Origin of the sequence: Streptomyces sp. NPDC090032 (assembly GCF_044748025.1) — a bacterium.
Classification (GTDB): domain Bacteria; phylum Actinomycetota; class Actinomycetes; order Streptomycetales; family Streptomycetaceae; genus Streptomyces.
In genome coordinates, this window is the sequence record NZ_JBIVFF010000002.1 from 1 (window position 1) to 16,095 (window position 16,095).

Genomic DNA, 16,095 nt, shown 5'->3' on the forward strand with positions numbered 1-16,095 from the left:
GGGGCGGCCCGGCTCGCCCCCGCCCGGCTGGGGGGGGGGGGCCCCCCCGGGGGGGGGGGGGGGGGGGGGGGGGGGGGCGGCGGGGGGGGGGGGGGGGCGCCCCCCCCCCCCCCCCACGACCCGTCATGCGTGCACGGTGACCCTAATGGCCGGTCCGTACGTGCGGTGCGGGTGTCCGTCTCGGAGGATTTCCGCAGAGCCCCGCCCGGTCTCCCTTCCTTCCGGCCGGGCGGGGCCTCTCATCCCAGAACGCCGAGTTCCGTGTCGGGCCGGCAGCGAGGGCCCGCAGTGCCTGGTCCCGGTCGCCGCCGCGGGAGCGCTTGCCCGCCATGCGCAGTGCCTCACAAGCCGCCCGGGAGGCGATCTTCGCGACGACCCGATCGGCGACACGGATCACAGCGGGCGCGTCGACCGGCGACGGTGACCAGCGCCCCAGCCAGAGGCCGCCGCTGCTGGAGAAGATCCGTGTGCCCCGGCTCGGGTCGGGCAGGCCCCGCAAGAGGCCCGACAGCGTCGCGGCGGACAAGGCCTGCAGCCTTCGGAGGCATAGCCCTCCTCCATGATTCGCTGCACGAGCGCGACCGCCTCCGCTCGACTCAACTCCACCGAACCCATCAGGCCCCTTCCATCGCCACCACCTTGGCGAGCGGTGTGACGTCCGGATCGTCCGGATCAGTAGAGGCCGGGCAGCCGGTAGCTCCGCTGGGCGTTGAGGCCGAATACCTGCTCCTTCTCGGTGGCGCTCAGGGTGTTGACGGCGTTGGCGAGGGCGTCGGCGACGACGCCGTAGCGGTCGGCCGCCAGCAGGCAGACGGGCCAGTCCGAGCCGAACATCACGCGCTGGACCGTGAAGAGGCCGAGGACGTGGTCGATGAACGGCCGCAGCGTCTGCGGTGACCAGTTCTTCCAGTCGGCCTCGGTGACCATGCCGGAGAGCTTGACGTCGACGTTGGGGAGGTCCGCGAGGGGTGCGAGAGCCGTCGCCCACTGGCCGTCCCAGCTGTCGGCGATGCGCGGCTTGGCGATGTGGTCGAGGACGAAGCGCAGGCCGGGCAGGGCAGCCACCGTGGAGACGGCTGCGGGGAGTTCGCGGGTGCGCACGAGCAGGTCGTAGGCGAGGTCACGGGCCGCGATCTCGCCGAGGCCGCGCCGGACGTTCGGCCGCTCCAGCCAGCACGCGTCCGCCTCGTCGTGGACCTGGTGACGGATGCCGACGAGCAACTGGCCGTATTCGTCGCGCAGTTGGTCGAGTACGTCGCCGACGTCCGGAGCAGTGAGGTCGACCCATCCGACGACACCGTGGACGAACGGGGTCTCGCGGGCGATGTCGAGGAACATCCGCGTCTCGGTGAGGTCGGAGACGGTCTGGACGAGGACGGTGCCGTCGATGCCGCGCGCGGCGAGTTCGGGGGCGAGGTCGTCGGGCGAGAACGGGCGGCGTACGGGGTCGAGCGCGGCGTCCTCCATCCAGGGGTAGTGGAATCGTTTGGGGTCCCAGAAGTGCTGGTGCGCGTCGATGCGCACGGCGTGCCGGGGGGTCACCGGACGCTCCTTTCCGGACTCGTGACCAGGGCGCCGGACGGAACGGGCACGTCGTCGGGCAGGAGCCCGCTCGCCCGCAGGTCGTGCCAGAGCGCGTCAGGGATGACCACGTCCAACAGATCGAGGTCCATGTCGAGTTCGGGGACGGACCTGGCCCCGATCAGGACACTGGCGATCTGCGGATGGGCGAGCGGGAACTGCAGGGCGGCGGCCGCGAGAGGGACGTCGTGCCGGTCGCACACCTCCTGGATCCGCCGTGCCTTCGCGACGATCGCGGCGTCGGCGGGGGCGTAGTCGTACCGGGCCCCTGGCGAGGGATCGAGCAGGATGCCGCTGTTGAACACGCCGCCGACAACGACCGTGGTGCCGTGTGCGCGGCAGGCGGGGAGCAGGTCGGCCATCGAGCTCTGGTCGAGCAGGGTGTAGCGGCCGGCGAGCAGGACGAGATCGAGGTCGCAGTTCTCCACCAGCCTGGTCAGCACGGGCGTGCGGTTCATGCCGGCGCCGATGGCCTTGACCGCGCCCTCGGCCCTCAGATCCCGCAGCGCGGTGTAGGCGGTCGAGGCGGCCTGCTCGTAGTGGTCGTCGGGGTCGTGCAGATGCAGGATGTCGATGCGGTCCAGGCCGAGCCGGTCGAGGCTCTCCGCCAGCGAGGTGCGCACCCCCTCGTAGGAGAAGTCCCAGACGGGACCGCTGTCGGGGACGTCGGTGTAGAAGGGCTCCCCGTCCAGGTGCTGGGTTTCGTCGCGGGGGGCGTCCGCCCGCAGCAGCCGCCCGGCCTTCGAGGATACGACGAGGTCCTCGCGCGGCATGTCCCGCACGGCCGCGCCGGTACGTGTCTCCGCCAGGCCGTGGCCGTACAGCGGCGCCGTGTCGACGTAACGGATCCCCCGCGCGTGCGCGCGCCGGATCGTGTCGACGGCCTGCTGGTCGGTGATGGCTCCGAGGAAGTTCCCGAGGGACGCTGTCCCGAGCCCGATGCGCGGCAGCCGCAGGCCGTGGTCGCCGACCTCGACGCGCGGGGGTGTGTTCGACACGGTTCTCCCGACTTCGGTGTGGGGACGGTACGCAGAGGATTCAGCCAGTTCCGGCCGCGCCGGACAACACCGAAGTGCGGATGACGAACTTTCGGATAAGGAGACGACGCGGGGGTTCAGCTGTCGGGCGTCACCTCGCAGGATCGTCCCGGGAGAAGACTCAGGGCGAGGGTGTCGTCCGCGTACCGGATCCGGACCTGCCGTGCCGCCTCGGCGCGGAGCGTGGCGTGCCGCAGTCGGCCGTCGGACCAGGTGATGTCGACCTGGATGCCGCCTCGCGCGCGCAGTCCCCGCACCTGCCCGTCCCTCCACGTGGTCGGCAGCGCCGGGAGCAGCTCGATCTCGTCGCTGTCTGACTGCAGCAGCATCTCCGCGATGCCGCCGGTGCCGCCCGCGTTGCCGTCGAAGGAGTAGATGTTCTGGGCTGCGCCCGCCACCCCGCCGCGCGAGTACGACAGCAGGTTGGCCTCGCTGGCGTCCGCGACGAGGCTGCGGACGTGGTGCAGTGCGGCGTCGCCGTCGAGGAGGCGCGCGTAGTAGGCGATGAAGTTCGCCTCGGCCCACTCGGTCTGCTCCCAGCCGGGTGCCGCCTCGCGCCGGTCGATGGTCACGCGGGCCGCCTGCGCCAGTTGCGGTGTGGTGCGCGGGGAGATCTGCCGCTCCGGGTAGAGCGCCATGAGGTGGGAGGTGTGGCGGTGGCTCGGCACGGCTTCGTCGAAGTCGTGGAGCCATTCCTGCAGTTGACCGTGGCGACCGATCCGGAACGGGGCGAGGCGGGCGCGGGCGGCGGCGACGCGCGCATGGAAGTCGGCGTCGACGTCCAGGTGCGCGGCCGCCTCTTCGCACATACGGAAGATCGCCTCGACGAAGACGCGGTCTGCGGTCGGCCCCATGGACACGGAGCATTCGGCGCCGGAGGGCGCGAGATACCAGTTCTCCGGTGAGTCGGAGGGACCGGTGACCAACCACCCGTGCTCGGGCTCGGGGACGAGGTAGTCGAGGAAGAATTCGGCGGCTTCCTTGAGGACCGGGTACGCACGCTCGCGAAGGAACGTCTCGTCGCGCCCGTACTCCCAACGCTCCCAGTGCTGCAGGGCGATCCAGGCGCCGCCGGTCACGTTGAGGCCCCAGCCCATCCCGCGGCCGGGCGCGGAGTAGCCCCAGGCGTTGGTGACCGTGTGGGCGACCCAGCCGCGGGCACCGTAGAGCCGTGAGGCCGTCGACCGTCCGGACACCCGCAGGTTCTCGACGAGACGCAGCAACGGCTCCTGGGACTCGGCCAGGCCGGTCGGCTCGGCCGCCCAGTAGTTCTGCTGGGTGTTCATGTCGAGGTGGAAGTCGTTCGTCCACGAGGCGCTGCTGGCCAGCCCGTCGTTCCACAGCCCCTGCAGTGCGAGCGGCAGCGGTGAGTCGTGGCGGGATCCGGCGATGGTGAGGTAGCGGCCGTACTGGAAGTAGAGCGCGAGCAGTTCGGGGTCGTCGGCACCCTTGGCGAGGCGGTCGCGGCGTGCGTCGGTGGGCAGTGCGCGGACGGTGGGGTCGGTGCGGCCGAGGTCGATGGCCGCGCGTCCCATCAGCGCGGACACGTCGGCGACGTGCGCGGCGCGCAGCTGCGGCCAGCCCTGCCGCTCCGCGGCGTCGAGGGCTGCGGCCGCGTCGGCCTCCGGGGAGCCGTCGAGCCAGCTGGTGCCTACGGCGATCAGGAGGGTCGCGGCGTCCGCGCCGTCGATGCGCAGAGTGTCACCGGACGTGTCCGGCGTTCCGTGGTCGGTTCCGTTGTCGGGCAGCAGGCGGATCCGGATCGTGAGGTCGACGCCGTCCCGGCCGTTGCTGTGCAGCGTCTCGACGGCCCGGCCCGAGAGGACCAGGTCACCGTTGTCGATCCGGCGTCGGAGCGGGAACACGGCGTCACCGACGTCGACTTGGAGAGCGACGGCGTTCGGCGTGGAGGCGGTGATCCGGTAGGCGATGACACCGGTCGGGTGCGAGGCGAGCACCTCGGTCGCGTAGTCGGTCCCGGACCGGGTGTATGCGGACCGGGCGATCCCGTCGTCGAGGTCGAGGCCGCGTCGGTAGCCTTGGACCGGGCCGGTGGCGAGGTGCCGGATCAGCACCTCTGGCAGTGGGAGGTTGGTGCCGAAGGATGTCGGGCGGCCCAACAGGTGTTCCTCGGTGAGCTGTTGAGCCTTGGCGTGGTCTCCGGCGAACAGCAGGGCGCGGATGTGCGGCAGTTGCTCGCGGCCGGTGTCGCTGACGTCGGTGTCGGACGGTGCGCCGGACCAGGCGGTGGACTCCGACAGCTGGATGCGGTCGACGTCGGCGGCGCCGTGGACCATGCCGCCGAGTCTGCCGTTGCCGATGGGGAGGGCCTCGAACCATCTGGTCGCCGGCGTGCTGTACCGGAGCGAGCCGGCCGGCAGGGGCGCGAGGGATTCGGAACGGTCGGTCCCGCCAAGGGAGTTGAGGAGCATGTGCCTGGCCTTCGGTGTGAGCGTGAGGAGTGGGGGAGTGGGGGCCGGTCGGGTCAGATGGCGTCGAACTGCAGCAGCAGCGCCTGCTGGGGCTGGAGTGTCGGCATGGGCAGGCCGAGCGTGGACAGGGCGTGGCCGCTGAGCGTCAGCGCACCCTCGTCGGCCGAGGCCAGCCAGCCGGGCGGGCCTTCGTGCAGGGCGGGCCGGCCGATCTCGGTGCGCGTACGGATCCTGTACCGGCGATCCGGAGCGAGGCCGGGCACCGGGACCCGGCCCGAGGTGACCGCGGCCGACGTACCGAGCCGCGCCCAGGTGAAGAGCGCGGACGTCCCGTCGTGGGCGGCGACGCCGTGCAGCAGGGTCTGTTCGTCCGCCAGGTCGGCCCGGACGACCCGCCCGCTGTGCAGAAGTGGCCGCAGCTCCTTGTAGAGGTCGGCCCAGGCCCGGATCGTGCGCAACTCGCCGTCTTCGCAGGCATTGAGGTTCTGCTCGATTCCCGCGTGCCCGAACAGCGCGGTGGCGAGCCGGAACGACAGCGAGGTCACGCGCTGCGTCGTGTGTGCCTCGGCGGCGCCGACGTGGGTGCCCATCAGCTCGGGCGGCAGGAGCTGACCGGTCCAGCGCTGGATGTGCTGGCGCTCGACGGGGTCGTTGCAGTCGGAGGCCCAGACACGGTCGGTGTGCTGGAGGACGCCCAGGTCGACGCGGCCGCCGCCGCTGGCGCAGGACTCGATCTCCAGGGCGGGGTGCCGGGCGCGCAGGGCGTCGAGCAGCCGGTACAGCGCCTCGGCCTGGGCCCGGACGGCCGCCCGACCGCCGTCGGCCCGGCTGCTCGCTTCGTGGAGTTCACGGTTGTGGTCCCACTTGATGTAGTCGATCCCGTACTGCGACACGAGGGAGTCGATCCGCTCGTACAGGAACTTCCAGGCTTCCTCGTGGGCGATGTCGAGGACGTGCTGGTGCCGGATCGAGGGGCCCGCGCCGGAGGGCGGGGCCAGGATCCAGTCGGGGTGTTGCTGCGCGAGGCGCGAGCTGAGATTGATCATCTCGGGTTCGAACCAGAGGCCGAACTCCATGCCGTGCGAGCGCACTCGCTCGACCAGAGGGGTCAGGCCGTTCGGCCAGACTTCAGGGTCGACGAACCAGTCGCCGAGGCCGGCGCGGTCGCTGCGGCGGCCGAGGAACCAGCCGTCGTCAAGGACGACGCGCTCCACGCCGACCGAGGCCGCCCGGTCGGCCAGGTCCAGCAGGGGGCCGAGGTCGTGCTGGAAGTAGACGGCTTCCCAGGTGTTGAGGACCAGTGGCCGAGGTTTCGCCGGGTGGTGCGGCCGGGACCGGAGGAACCTGTGGAACCGGTCGGCGACACCGTCCATTCCGCCGTCGGACCAGGCGAAGTAGAGCGTGGGGCTGTCGTACGAGTCGCCGTCGGCGAGGGTGACTTCGCCCGGCAGCAGGAGTTCCCCGCCGCCGACGACCGAACGGTGTGCACCGGCGCCCTCCGGGAGTTGCTCGACCAAGTAGCGCTGGTTGCCGCTCCAGGCCACGTGCATGCCCCAGACCTCGCCGGTGCGGAAGCCGAAGCCGTCCGTGCCCGCCATGAGCAGGTACGGGGAGTCGAGTGAGGGCCGTCCGCGCCGGCTCTCGCGCAGGTGGGTGCCGAACGGGACGGGGTGGCGCTGCGCGCTGCGCTCGCGTGACCACTTGCCGGTGAAGTCGACGATCTCCGTGGCCCGTTCGGGCAGCGGCAGCAGGAAAGTGAGGGCGGTGAGGTCGAAGGCGTCGCCCTCGCCCGGAGTGCCGGCCAGGTCCGGGCGGTGGAGCCGGCCGTCGACGGCGAGGATGCCGTGTGCGTCGAGCCGGTAGCGCAGTGACAGTTCGAGGCCCAGGTCGCAGTGGAGCCGGAGGGTGAGGCTCGATGCCTGCGCGTCATGCGTGTGCCCGGTGAGGTGGAAGCGTGGGTAGGGCATTCCGGTCGAGCGCAGGTGGCCTTCGATACCGGGCGTCCCCGACCAGGCGTCCGCCTCGGTGGGCAGCACGGTCAACAGGCGAGGAAGATCGGTGGAGTTGTGGGTGATGCCGGGTACGGCCGTGGCGCGGATGGTGTCGAGCTCGGCGGTGGAGAGTTCACCGAGGTCGGCACCCCAGTGCAGGACGTGCGGCAGTGGGGCACCGAGCTCGACGACGAAGCTGGTGGCGCCGCCCCGCAGGTGGATCAGGGGTGCGGGCTGGGCGAGGTCGGACACGGTTCCTCATGTGGGTAGTGGAGTGGCGCCGGCCGGTCGGGAGCGATGCCCGCCGACCGGCATGGTGCGCGGCGGTGCCGGAGTCAGTCGGCGTCGGCGATGATCGACTTCGTCTGCTTCTGGAGCGCCGGCCAGAATCCCGCGTTCTTCTGGTGCAGGAAGAACGCCTCGAACTGCGGCCTGATCTCGGACTCCATCTGGGTGCCGTTGTTGTAGGCCGGGGCCGGGACGAGCTGCCCCTTCTTCTGGTACGCACCGAAGACGGACAGGTCGAGACCTTGCTCGGCGGAGGACTTGACGAGGGTGTCCATCGAGCTCTTGATGGAGGGGAAGAAGGAGCCGTTGACGACGGCCGCCTTCGACTGGCACTGCGCGGAGCCCATGTAGGAGAGCCACTTCCAGGTCTGCTCGGGCTTGTCGGTGCCGGACCAGATGTTGTTGCCGTTCATGTTGCTGATGACGGAGCGCTTGCCGTCGGGGGAGGACACCACGGGGACCGTGCCGACCTGCACACCGGTCAGCTTGGCGAGGGCGGGCGCGTCCCAGGAACCGCCGGAGGCCATCGCCACCGAACCCGAGCCGACCTCGTCGGCGATGCCGGTGGTGAACTGCTTGAGCTTGGGCGCGTAGCCGTCATCGGACAGACTCCGCATGAAGTCCATCGTGCCGATGAACCGCGGGTCGCTGTAGTTGAACCGGCTGGGCCAGTTGGCTTGGTCGGTGAGCTTGAAGCCCGTGCTGGAGGCGAAGGGGCCCCAGGTCGTCTGGCCGAGGTTGTCGTCCGAGGCCATCGTGCCGATGCCGTAGACCTTGACCTTCTTCTTGTCGAAGCCGGGCTCGTCGCCGCGCACACCGTTCTTGTCGACGGTGAGGTGCTTGACCACCTTCAGGAACGTGCCGCCGTCCTTGGCGTTCCAGGTGAGGTGCTGGAGGTCCTTCTCCTTGAGCCCGGCCTTCTTGACCATGTCCTTGTTGAAGTAGAGAGCGCTGCCCGCCCAGTCCAGCGGCAGCCCGTACTGCTTGCCGTCGCTGTACTTCCACAGGTCGACGCCATCGGCGAAGGCGCCGAGGTCGTACTTGCTCTTCTTGATGAGGTCGTTCAGGGGGAGGAGCTGCCCCAGACTCGCGTAGGACTGGAAGTACGTCACGCTGTTCTGGAAGGCGTCGGGGGCGTCCTTCGCGGCGAAACCGGCGGTGAGCTTCGTGAAGTAGTAGTCCACGCTGTAGTTCGTGATCTTTACGTCGATGCCGGGGTTGGCCTTCTCGAAACCAGGTATGCACGCGCTGTAAGCGGCGGCCTGCTCGGGGGACCAGGTCCACCAGTCCACCGTGGTGCCCGCGCCTTCGGTGCTGGCGCCGGTGCCGCAGGCGGTGAGGGTGAGCAGGGCGGCGACGCCGACAGCGGCGGCGGCGAACTTCCTGGTTGTCATGGGGTGCCTCAAGTCGAGGTCGGGCGGGGTCACTTGATCCCGCTGAAGCCGATGGAGTTGACGATCCGCTTACCGAAGGCGATGAAGAGCAGCAGCATGGGAACCGCCGCGACCAGCGTCGCGGCCATCAGGCCGGCGGTGTCCGGCGCTTCCTTCGGGGATGCCTGCTGGAAGACGCCGAGCGCCAGCGTGAGCGGCCTGACCTGCTCGTTGTTGCCGACGAGCAGAGGCCAGAAGTAGTCGTTCCAGGCTCCGATGAAGGTGAGGACGGCCAGCGTGACGAGCGGCCCCTGCGTCATCGGGAAGGTGATGCGGAACATGATGCGCAGCGGTCCTGCGCCGTCGATGACCGCCGCCTCCTCCACCTCGCTGCTCAGCCCGAGCATGAACTGGCGGAGGAAGAAGATGTTGAAGGCGGAGAACAGGGCGCCGGGCAGGATGAGTCCGGCGAAGGTGTTGAGCAGGCCGAGGTCGCTCATCAGCACGAAGTTGGGCAGCAGCATCAGAATGCCGGGCACCATCAAGCCGGTCAGCAGGATGTTGAACACCAGGTTGCGGCCACGCCACTGCAGTCGCGCGAAGGCGTACGCGGCGAACGCGGAGAACGCGACCACGCAGACGGTGAGCAGGCCCGCGTAGATGATCGAGTTGCGCAGGAAGAGCGGGATGTCGAGGGTGGCGCCGGAGCCGCCCTGGGCGATCGCCTCGCTCTGACTGGTCATGCCGAAGACGCGCTCGAAGGCGTTGAGTGTGAAGCCGGTCGGCAGCATGGAGTGCGGGTCGCTGCTCAGCGCGTGGTTGTCCGACAGGGCGGTCCGCAGGATCCAGTAGAACGGGAAGACGGTGACCAGCAGGAACCCGATGATGTAGAGCCAGGCGGCGGCCCGGCCCACCGGCGGGCGCCGACGTCGGGGCGCCACGGGACCGCCCTCGGACGACCGGGGCGCCTGGACTTGTGGAGCGGTGACGGCTGTGGCGGTCATGGCGGCCGGCCTCACTTCGTGTCGGATTCGTCGGCGCGCAGCAGGCGCATCTGCAGGAAGGTGATGGTGATGAGCATCGCGAAGAGGGCGAGCGACATGGTGGCCGCGTAGCCGAAGTCGAGCTGGCCGAAGGCCTTGTCGTAGATGTACATCTGCAGCACGTTCGTCGCGTCGGCCGGTCCGCCCTTGGTAGTGACGGCGACGATGTCGAAGACCTGGAACGAGCTGATGACGCTGAGCACGACGACCATGGCCATGATCGGCCGCAGCAGCGGCAGGGTCAGCCGCCAGAACATCTGGATCTCGCTCGCCCCGTCGAGGCGGCCCGCCTCGTAGACGTCGGGCGAAATGGTCTGCAGGCCCGCGACGATCAGGATGGTGCTGTAGCCCATCGACTTCCAGACGCTGATCAGGGCCACTGACGGGATGGCCCACGCCTGGGAGCCGAGGAACTGGATCGGCTCCCCCGTGACCTTCTCGATCAGCATGTTGACGATCCCGAGCTGCGGGTCGAGCATCCACTGCCACACCAGCCCGGCGACCACGCCGGAGATCAGGAACGGCAGGATGACCAGGCCCCGGACCACGGTCGACTTGGTCAGCCGGTGCAGCACGACGGCGGTGACCAGCGAGACCGTCAGGCCGATCCCGACGGAGAGAACGACGAAGTACACGGTCACGCGCAGGGAGTGCCAGAACTTCTCGTCACTGATCAGCGTCCTGATGTTGTCGAAGCCGGACCAGACAGGCGGCGTCAGGATCTTGAAGTCCGTGAAGCTGAGGTAGACGCCGCGGAGCGTCGGATAGACCGCGAACACCGCGAAGCCCAGCACGGCAGGGGCGATCAGCAGCAGCGCGAGCCGCCAGTCGCCTCGATGGGCCGGATTGCGCAACTGTCCTCCGCGGAGGGCACGTTCACGTCCTTCCGGCCGGGTCCTCAGCGTCGTTGCCATGAACTCTCCCTTGAGCGGACGCACTTCGGCAGGGCACCGGCTGGTCGCCGACGTGTGGCGACCATAAGTTCATTACATTCCTCTGTCCAGTAATTCTTCGACCATGTGTTGTCCAGGAACGGTTGCTTTACATGGCGACGGAAACCAAAATGATCGACAGCAGGGCACTGCCGTAGCGGAGATCGGGGACAGGCATGAGCGACGGGCGAGCAGCTCGCGGCGAGGAATCGACGGACGGCGACTCTGTGGCGCCGGGCCTCGAGTGGGGCCGGCTGCCCACTGCGCCCGCTGTGACGACGGTCCTGACCGAGATCCTCAAACGCGGCCCGATCCCGCGGACCGAGGTCGCTCAGCGGACCGGACTGTCCCAGACGGCAGTCACGAAGGCGGTCGCCCGCCTCGCCGAACAGGGCCTCATCTCGGCCCACGACCACCTCCGTTCGTCAGCGCCGGGCCGTCCCGTACAGCCGCTCAGCGTGCAGGCGGAGGCGGCCCTGGCGATCGGGATCACGGTGCGCGTCGACGAGATCTTCGGCGTGGTCACCACCCTCCGTGCCGAGGTGCGGCACTCGATCCACCGTCCGCTCGCCAGTACCGTCCCGGCGGCCGTCGCCGACAGCGTCGCCACCGTGATCGACACCCTGCTCGCCGAGCTCGGCCCGGACGCCGCGCGAGTCCTCGGCGCCGGGGTGGCCGTGTCCGGCGAGGTCGACAGCGCCCTGGGAATCGTACGCACCTCACCACGGCTCAACTGGTCGCAGGTGCCGCTGCGTGACCTCGTCCAGGAACGTCACGACCTGCCGGTGTACGTGGACAACGACGTCCGGGCGCTGTCGATCGCCGAGGAGTGGTTCGGCATCGGCGTCGACACGAACTCGTTCGCCATCCTGACGATCGGTGCCGGAATCGGCTGCGGGTTGTACGTCAACGGCGACATCGTCGCGGGTGATCACGGGGTGGCAGGTGAGATCGGACACCTGCCGCTCGGCCCGAGCGAGTTGCTGTGCACCTGCGGACGGCACGGCTGCGTCGAGACGGTCGCCTCGTCGAGCGCCATCATCCAGGCCATCCGTACGGCCAAGCAGGACCCGCTCCTCACGATGCGGGAGGCCGTCGCCCTGGCGCGCGACGGTGACACCGAGGCCCGTGGCGCGTTCGAGCGCGCCGGATCCGTGATCGGGCTGGCGCTGGCGACCGTGGCGAACCTGGTCGGCCCCGGCAGCATCCTCGTGGCCGGTGAATCCGTCACCAACTACGACCTCTTCGACCTCCGGCTGCGCGAGGCCTTCGAGGCGCACGTATTCGGCTCGGCGGGAGCCTGCACCATCGTCGCGAAGTCCCACACCTTCGAGGACTGGGCGCGCGGCTCGGCGGCCTCGGTGATCCAGGCGCTGGTGGAAGGGAACCTGGCCGTGGAGGCCTGATGCCGCGCGGACCTGATGCCGCGCGGACCTGATGCCGCGCGGACCTGATTCGGAGAACGTCATGCGGAGGTCGCCATGGGGGTAGAGCTGGTCTGGCTGAAGACCTGGCTCGACGTCGTCGACACCGGCAGCTTCGCCAGAGCCGCCGAAGCCATACCCCTCTCGCAGCCACGTGTCTCCGCACACGTGGCCAACCTGGAACGGGCGCTCGGCTGCACCCTGATCGAACGCCGGGTCCGGCCGCTCGCGCTCACCGAGGACGGGCGCGCCCTGCTGCCCAAGGCCCGGGCGGTGCTCGCCGCGGTCGACGACCTCACGGGCCATGGCCACGGCCGGGATCCGCTCACCGGCCTGCTGAAGATCGGCAGTTTCGCCAGCGCGAGCGACGCCTTCCTGCCGGCCGTCGTGCGGCAACTGCGCAGTGAGCACCCGAGACTTGAGGTCGGCATCTTCGACGGTGACGTCCAGTCCACCGAGACCGCGCTGACCGACCGGCGCGTCACCGTCGCGCTGAGGCCGCTGCGCCCCGAACCCGCCGACCGCGCGCTGACCTGCATCCCGTTGTGGCGAGAGCCGTTCGTGGTCCTCCTGCCCACCGGCCATCCCCTGCTGGCGGAGGAGTCCGTCGCGCTGGAACAGGTCGCCGCCCACCGGGTCATCACCATCGGGAACCCGCTGCTCGACAACTATCTCGGCTACGAGGCCGAGGCCGCGCTGCACGCGAGCTACGTGGAGGTGCCCATGGGACAGGTTTCCCAACAGCCCACCACGCTCGCTGCCATGGTCCGCGCCGGGCTCGGTGTCGGTGTCGTCAACCTGCTTGCCGCGTCGATGGTCCGCCAGGACGGGCTGGAGCACCGTCCGATCCGCGACCTGCACCGGTACCGCGACGTGGGTATCTGGTGGCACGGTGAACGACCACTTCCCCGCGCGTCCAGGACGTTCATCGACCTGGTGGCTGCGGCGCCACTGCCGCAGGGCACGATCCCGGTCCCGCCGAGCGCGTGACCCGGGCTCCCTCGGATCGCGGATGCCGTCCATCCGCGATCCACTCTTGCCCGGTGAGGAGGGTGCTGGCTGCATTGAACCGGCCGCCGGACCCGCGGTGTTGTCACGTAGCGAAGTCACGTAGCGAAGGAGAACAACCCTCCATGCCCGATGCTGCTCCGCAGGTGCTCGGTGTGCTGTCGCCCACCCTCAGTGATCTGGTCCACGGTGACGAGGGCGCCGAGATCGTCTCGGTGGAAACGTACGCGCTGGCCGTCCCACTGGCCCGGCCTATCGCGGACGCCACCGCCGCGATGGACCACTGGACGGTGCCCGTCGTCGAGATCCGTACGCGCGACGGCCGGGTCGGCACCGGGATCTCCGGCGTCCACACCGGACCCGGACTCCTGTGCTCCGTCATCGACGACCACTACGCGCCCACCCTGCTGGGCGCGTCCTCCGAGGACATCCTCGGCACGTGGAACCGTCTGTACTGGCTGCCCACCCATTGGATAGGCCGCGCCGGTCCCGTGCACATGGCGCTCGGCATGGTCGACATCGCGCTGTGGGACCTCGCCGCACAGCGCGCCGGCGTCCCCCTGTGGCGGCTCCTCGGCGGATCCGCCGAACCCGTCGAGGCGTACAACACCGACGCAGGCTGGCTCAACTCCCCTGTGGGCGAACTCATCCGCGGCCTGACGGCCCTGGTCGACCAGGGCTGGCGCCGGGTGAAGGTCAAGGTCGGCAAGGCGGACTGGTGCGAGGACGCCGCCCGGCTGCGGGCGGTACGCCGGGCACTCGGGGACGACGTGCCCCTGATGTGCGACGCCAACCAGCGCTGGGATCTGTCCACCGCCCACCGGATCATGCCCGTCCTCGAGGAGACCCGGATGGACTGGGTGGAGGAACCCCTGCACGCCGACGACCTCGACGGCCATGTCGCCCTGCAGCGCTCGACGACCCTCGACATCGCCGCCGGCGAAAGCATCTACAGCTACCAGCAGTTCACCGGCTTCATCGCCCACGATGCCCTGCGCGTCGTCCAGCCCGACGCCACCCGACTCGGCGGCGTGACCGAATGGCTGCAGGTGGCGAGGACCGCAGACGCCCGCGGCCTGCGGGTCGCCCCGCACGCCGGTGACATGATGCAGCTGCACCAGCACCTCGTAGGCGTCGGTCTGTCGGCCGCCCCGCCCCTGGTCGAGTTCATCCCGTGGACCCAGGACGCCTACGCCGAACGCAGCGTCGTCGTCGAGGGCTACCTCCAGCGACCGCAGGCCCCCGGCGCCGCCACGGCCATCGCCCCCCGGGCCCGCCGGGACTGGCAGCTGCGCGGGGTCGGCGCGTTGCGTACCGCATAGGCGTCCGGGCCTTCGGCGGCGGACGGCGCCTGGTCGAACTGCCGATGGCAGGCTCCGCCGCAACCCCGGTGTGCGCGCGGGACGCCCTGCGCGCCCACCGGGACCACGGCCCGCGGCGCCACCTCGCCCAGTACGGGGAGGAGGACGGCGGCCGGTGCTTCAGGCCCCCGCGGTGAGCATCTTCTCCAGGGCGAAATGCCGGTGATGCCGTGCGGAGGGCACTGCCGGCGGCGGAGGAACCTCCCCATTTCGGCGCCGAGTTCGGTCCGCACCCTGGCGCAGGGCTCTTCGCCGGCAGGTTCCGGAACGACCGCCGGACTCGGGTCGGGGCGGGCTTGTGCGGCTCGCTCTTCTTCTCCCACGGCGACGGGAGACCGACCGCGATCGGCCGGGCGAGCGAGCTGCATCCGGATGTGAGCCCGGCGATCAGCGGCCATAGGGCCACCGGCGGCACGGGTGCCCCGCCGGCTGTGCAGCGCTGCCTGGTCGCAGGGGAGGGCATGACGCGAAGGCCACCGTTGTCATTCGATCTCCGGCATGCCGATGGGCTGGACTTCGGTGTGTGCCATCAGTTGTACGGTTGTGTGGTCGCCGTCCTGGCACTCGGCCCACTCCCAGTAGTGGCAATCGGACCCGGGGCCCGTCTGGACGTAGCCCAGGTCTGTGAGGGCCTGTCCGCGTGCGCGCAGGGTGGGGGCTTCGGTGCCGGGCAGGTTCGTCGAGGGCCACTCATCGGCCGGGACCCCGTACAGGACGACCGCGATCTCCCAGTTCGCGTCCCCTGGGGAGCGGGTCAATTGGGCGCGGGTGAAGTGGCCCTGGGCGGTCGGGTCCGTTTGAGGCCCTGGCAGTTTGGGCCGCGGGTCGAGGACGTCTGCCATGGCGTCGAGGGGATCGGGGAGCGGCACAGAGGATTCGGAAGTCACGAGTTCTCCTCACAGCAGGTTCATGGTCGTGTGCCAGGAGTCCCCGCCGATGGGGCATGGTGGCGCGACCTTGTGGTTCGTCGACCGGTGGATGCGAGCCCGCTCTTGGGCGATGTTTTGAACACGCGTGCCGGGTCAGTTCTCAGGCGAGCAGTTCGCCTCCCTGTGCCTCACAGCCAAGTACCGGACCGGGCAAGGACTCGGCAGCCAGGATCTGCGGTCGTGGGATCGCTGCTCAGCGGGGGAGCGTGGCATGGATCGATTTGCCGCCGCCGGGCTGGGGATGGATGGTGAGCGTTCGGGCCAGGCGGCGGATCATGGGCCAGCCAATCCCTCCGGCGCCGCCGGACAGGTCGGTACTGCGGTCCTGGGGATGCGCGGGGCTGGGATCGTCGACGGTGACGTGGATGTGCCGCCGGTCGGCGCGCAGATGAAGTGCCGTTACGGTGCCTGCGTGGCGCCTGGCGTTGGTGACGAGTTCTGAGACCAGCAGGAGCAGGTCCTGGGCCGTAGGTGTCGGTGGGGTGGGGTGGAGACGGGCGAGGAAACAGCTCGCCGCGTCACGGGCGTCGGTCGCTTTCTGCGGGCGGCTGAGTGCCTCGGCCGGATAGGCATGGTGGTCTTCGACCGTTGGCGGGTGCTGCATGGGCTTCACCCCTCGGGCGGACTTCGGTGCGGCTGCTGTTACACAGCGCATCTACCCCGCGGGAGCGCGATGAAAATGGTGAGTCTTCCGTT

Annotated in this window: 12 protein-coding genes; 3 read left to right on the plus strand and 9 right to left on the minus strand. The window is 70.0% G+C overall.

The features are described 5' to 3' along the window. Positions 1–672 precede the first annotated feature (672 nt). The 7 genes from ACIPWY_RS03750 to ACIPWY_RS03780 form a co-directional block, all read right to left on the minus strand. Positions 673–1,542 carry an amidohydrolase family protein gene (locus ACIPWY_RS03750; protein ID WP_362910556.1) on the minus strand — a complete coding sequence of 290 codons (870 nt, stop codon included), beginning with the start codon at positions 1,540–1,542 and terminating at the stop codon, positions 673–675. Next, positions 1,539–2,579 (minus strand): aldo/keto reductase, encoded by a 1,041-nt coding sequence (locus ACIPWY_RS03755; RefSeq protein ID WP_401532170.1) that lies wholly within the window; start codon positions 2,577–2,579, stop codon positions 1,539–1,541. The genes ACIPWY_RS03750 and ACIPWY_RS03755 overlap by 4 nt, the downstream gene beginning before the upstream one ends. Before the next feature lie 116 nt (positions 2,580–2,695). Then, positions 2,696–5,050 (minus strand): glycosyl hydrolase family 95 catalytic domain-containing protein, encoded by a 2,355-nt coding sequence (locus ACIPWY_RS03760; protein ID WP_401532171.1) that lies wholly within the window; start codon positions 5,048–5,050, stop codon positions 2,696–2,698. A gap of 53 nt (positions 5,051–5,103) precedes the next feature. Then, on the minus strand, positions 5,104–7,293 hold the full coding sequence (locus ACIPWY_RS03765) for an alpha-galactosidase (protein WP_401532172.1): 2,190 nt from the start codon (positions 7,291–7,293) through the stop codon (positions 5,104–5,106). A gap of 83 nt (positions 7,294–7,376) precedes the next feature. Next, the gene (locus tag ACIPWY_RS03770) at positions 7,377–8,723 is read right to left on the minus strand and encodes a sugar ABC transporter substrate-binding protein (RefSeq protein WP_362910547.1); all 1,347 of its coding nucleotides are present in this window, start codon (positions 8,721–8,723) and stop codon (positions 7,377–7,379) included. A gap of 29 nt (positions 8,724–8,752) precedes the next feature. Further along, positions 8,753–9,706, minus strand: a complete 954-nt coding sequence (locus tag ACIPWY_RS03775; protein ID WP_362910545.1) for a carbohydrate ABC transporter permease — start codon at positions 9,704–9,706, stop codon at positions 8,753–8,755. An 11-nt stretch (positions 9,707–9,717) separates the two neighbouring features. Then, positions 9,718–10,659, minus strand: coding sequence for a sugar ABC transporter permease (locus ACIPWY_RS03780; protein WP_362910543.1), 942 nt, complete (start codon positions 10,657–10,659; stop codon positions 9,718–9,720). A 194-nt stretch (positions 10,660–10,853) separates the two neighbouring features. Here ACIPWY_RS03780 and ACIPWY_RS03785 point away from each other — a divergent pair, with 194 nt between their 5' ends. The 3 genes from ACIPWY_RS03785 to ACIPWY_RS03795 all read left to right on the plus strand — a co-directional run bounded on the left by ACIPWY_RS03785 (position 10,854) and on the right by ACIPWY_RS03795 (position 14,431). Then, a complete protein-coding gene (locus tag ACIPWY_RS03785; RefSeq protein WP_362910541.1) occupies positions 10,854–12,083 on the plus strand; it encodes an ROK family transcriptional regulator in 1,230 nt (409 codons plus the stop codon). 75 nt (positions 12,084–12,158) lie between these two features. Next, positions 12,159–13,091, plus strand: coding sequence for a LysR family transcriptional regulator (locus ACIPWY_RS03790; RefSeq protein WP_393703275.1), 933 nt, complete (start codon positions 12,159–12,161; stop codon positions 13,089–13,091). Positions 13,092–13,234: 143 nt separating this feature from the next. Next, a complete protein-coding gene (locus ACIPWY_RS03795) occupies positions 13,235–14,431 on the plus strand; it encodes a mandelate racemase/muconate lactonizing enzyme family protein (protein ID WP_393703273.1) in 1,197 nt (398 codons plus the stop codon). 521 nt (positions 14,432–14,952) lie between these two features. Here ACIPWY_RS03795 and ACIPWY_RS03800 read toward each other — a convergent pair. After that, positions 14,953–15,357, minus strand: a complete 405-nt coding sequence (locus ACIPWY_RS03800) for a DUF6303 family protein (RefSeq protein WP_362910535.1) — start codon at positions 15,355–15,357, stop codon at positions 14,953–14,955. Positions 15,358–15,592: 235 nt separating this feature from the next. Beyond that, positions 15,593–16,003 carry an ATP-binding protein gene (locus ACIPWY_RS03805; protein ID WP_362910533.1) on the minus strand — a complete coding sequence of 137 codons (411 nt, stop codon included), beginning with the start codon at positions 16,001–16,003 and terminating at the stop codon, positions 15,593–15,595. Between the last annotated feature and the right edge of the window lie 92 nt (positions 16,004–16,095).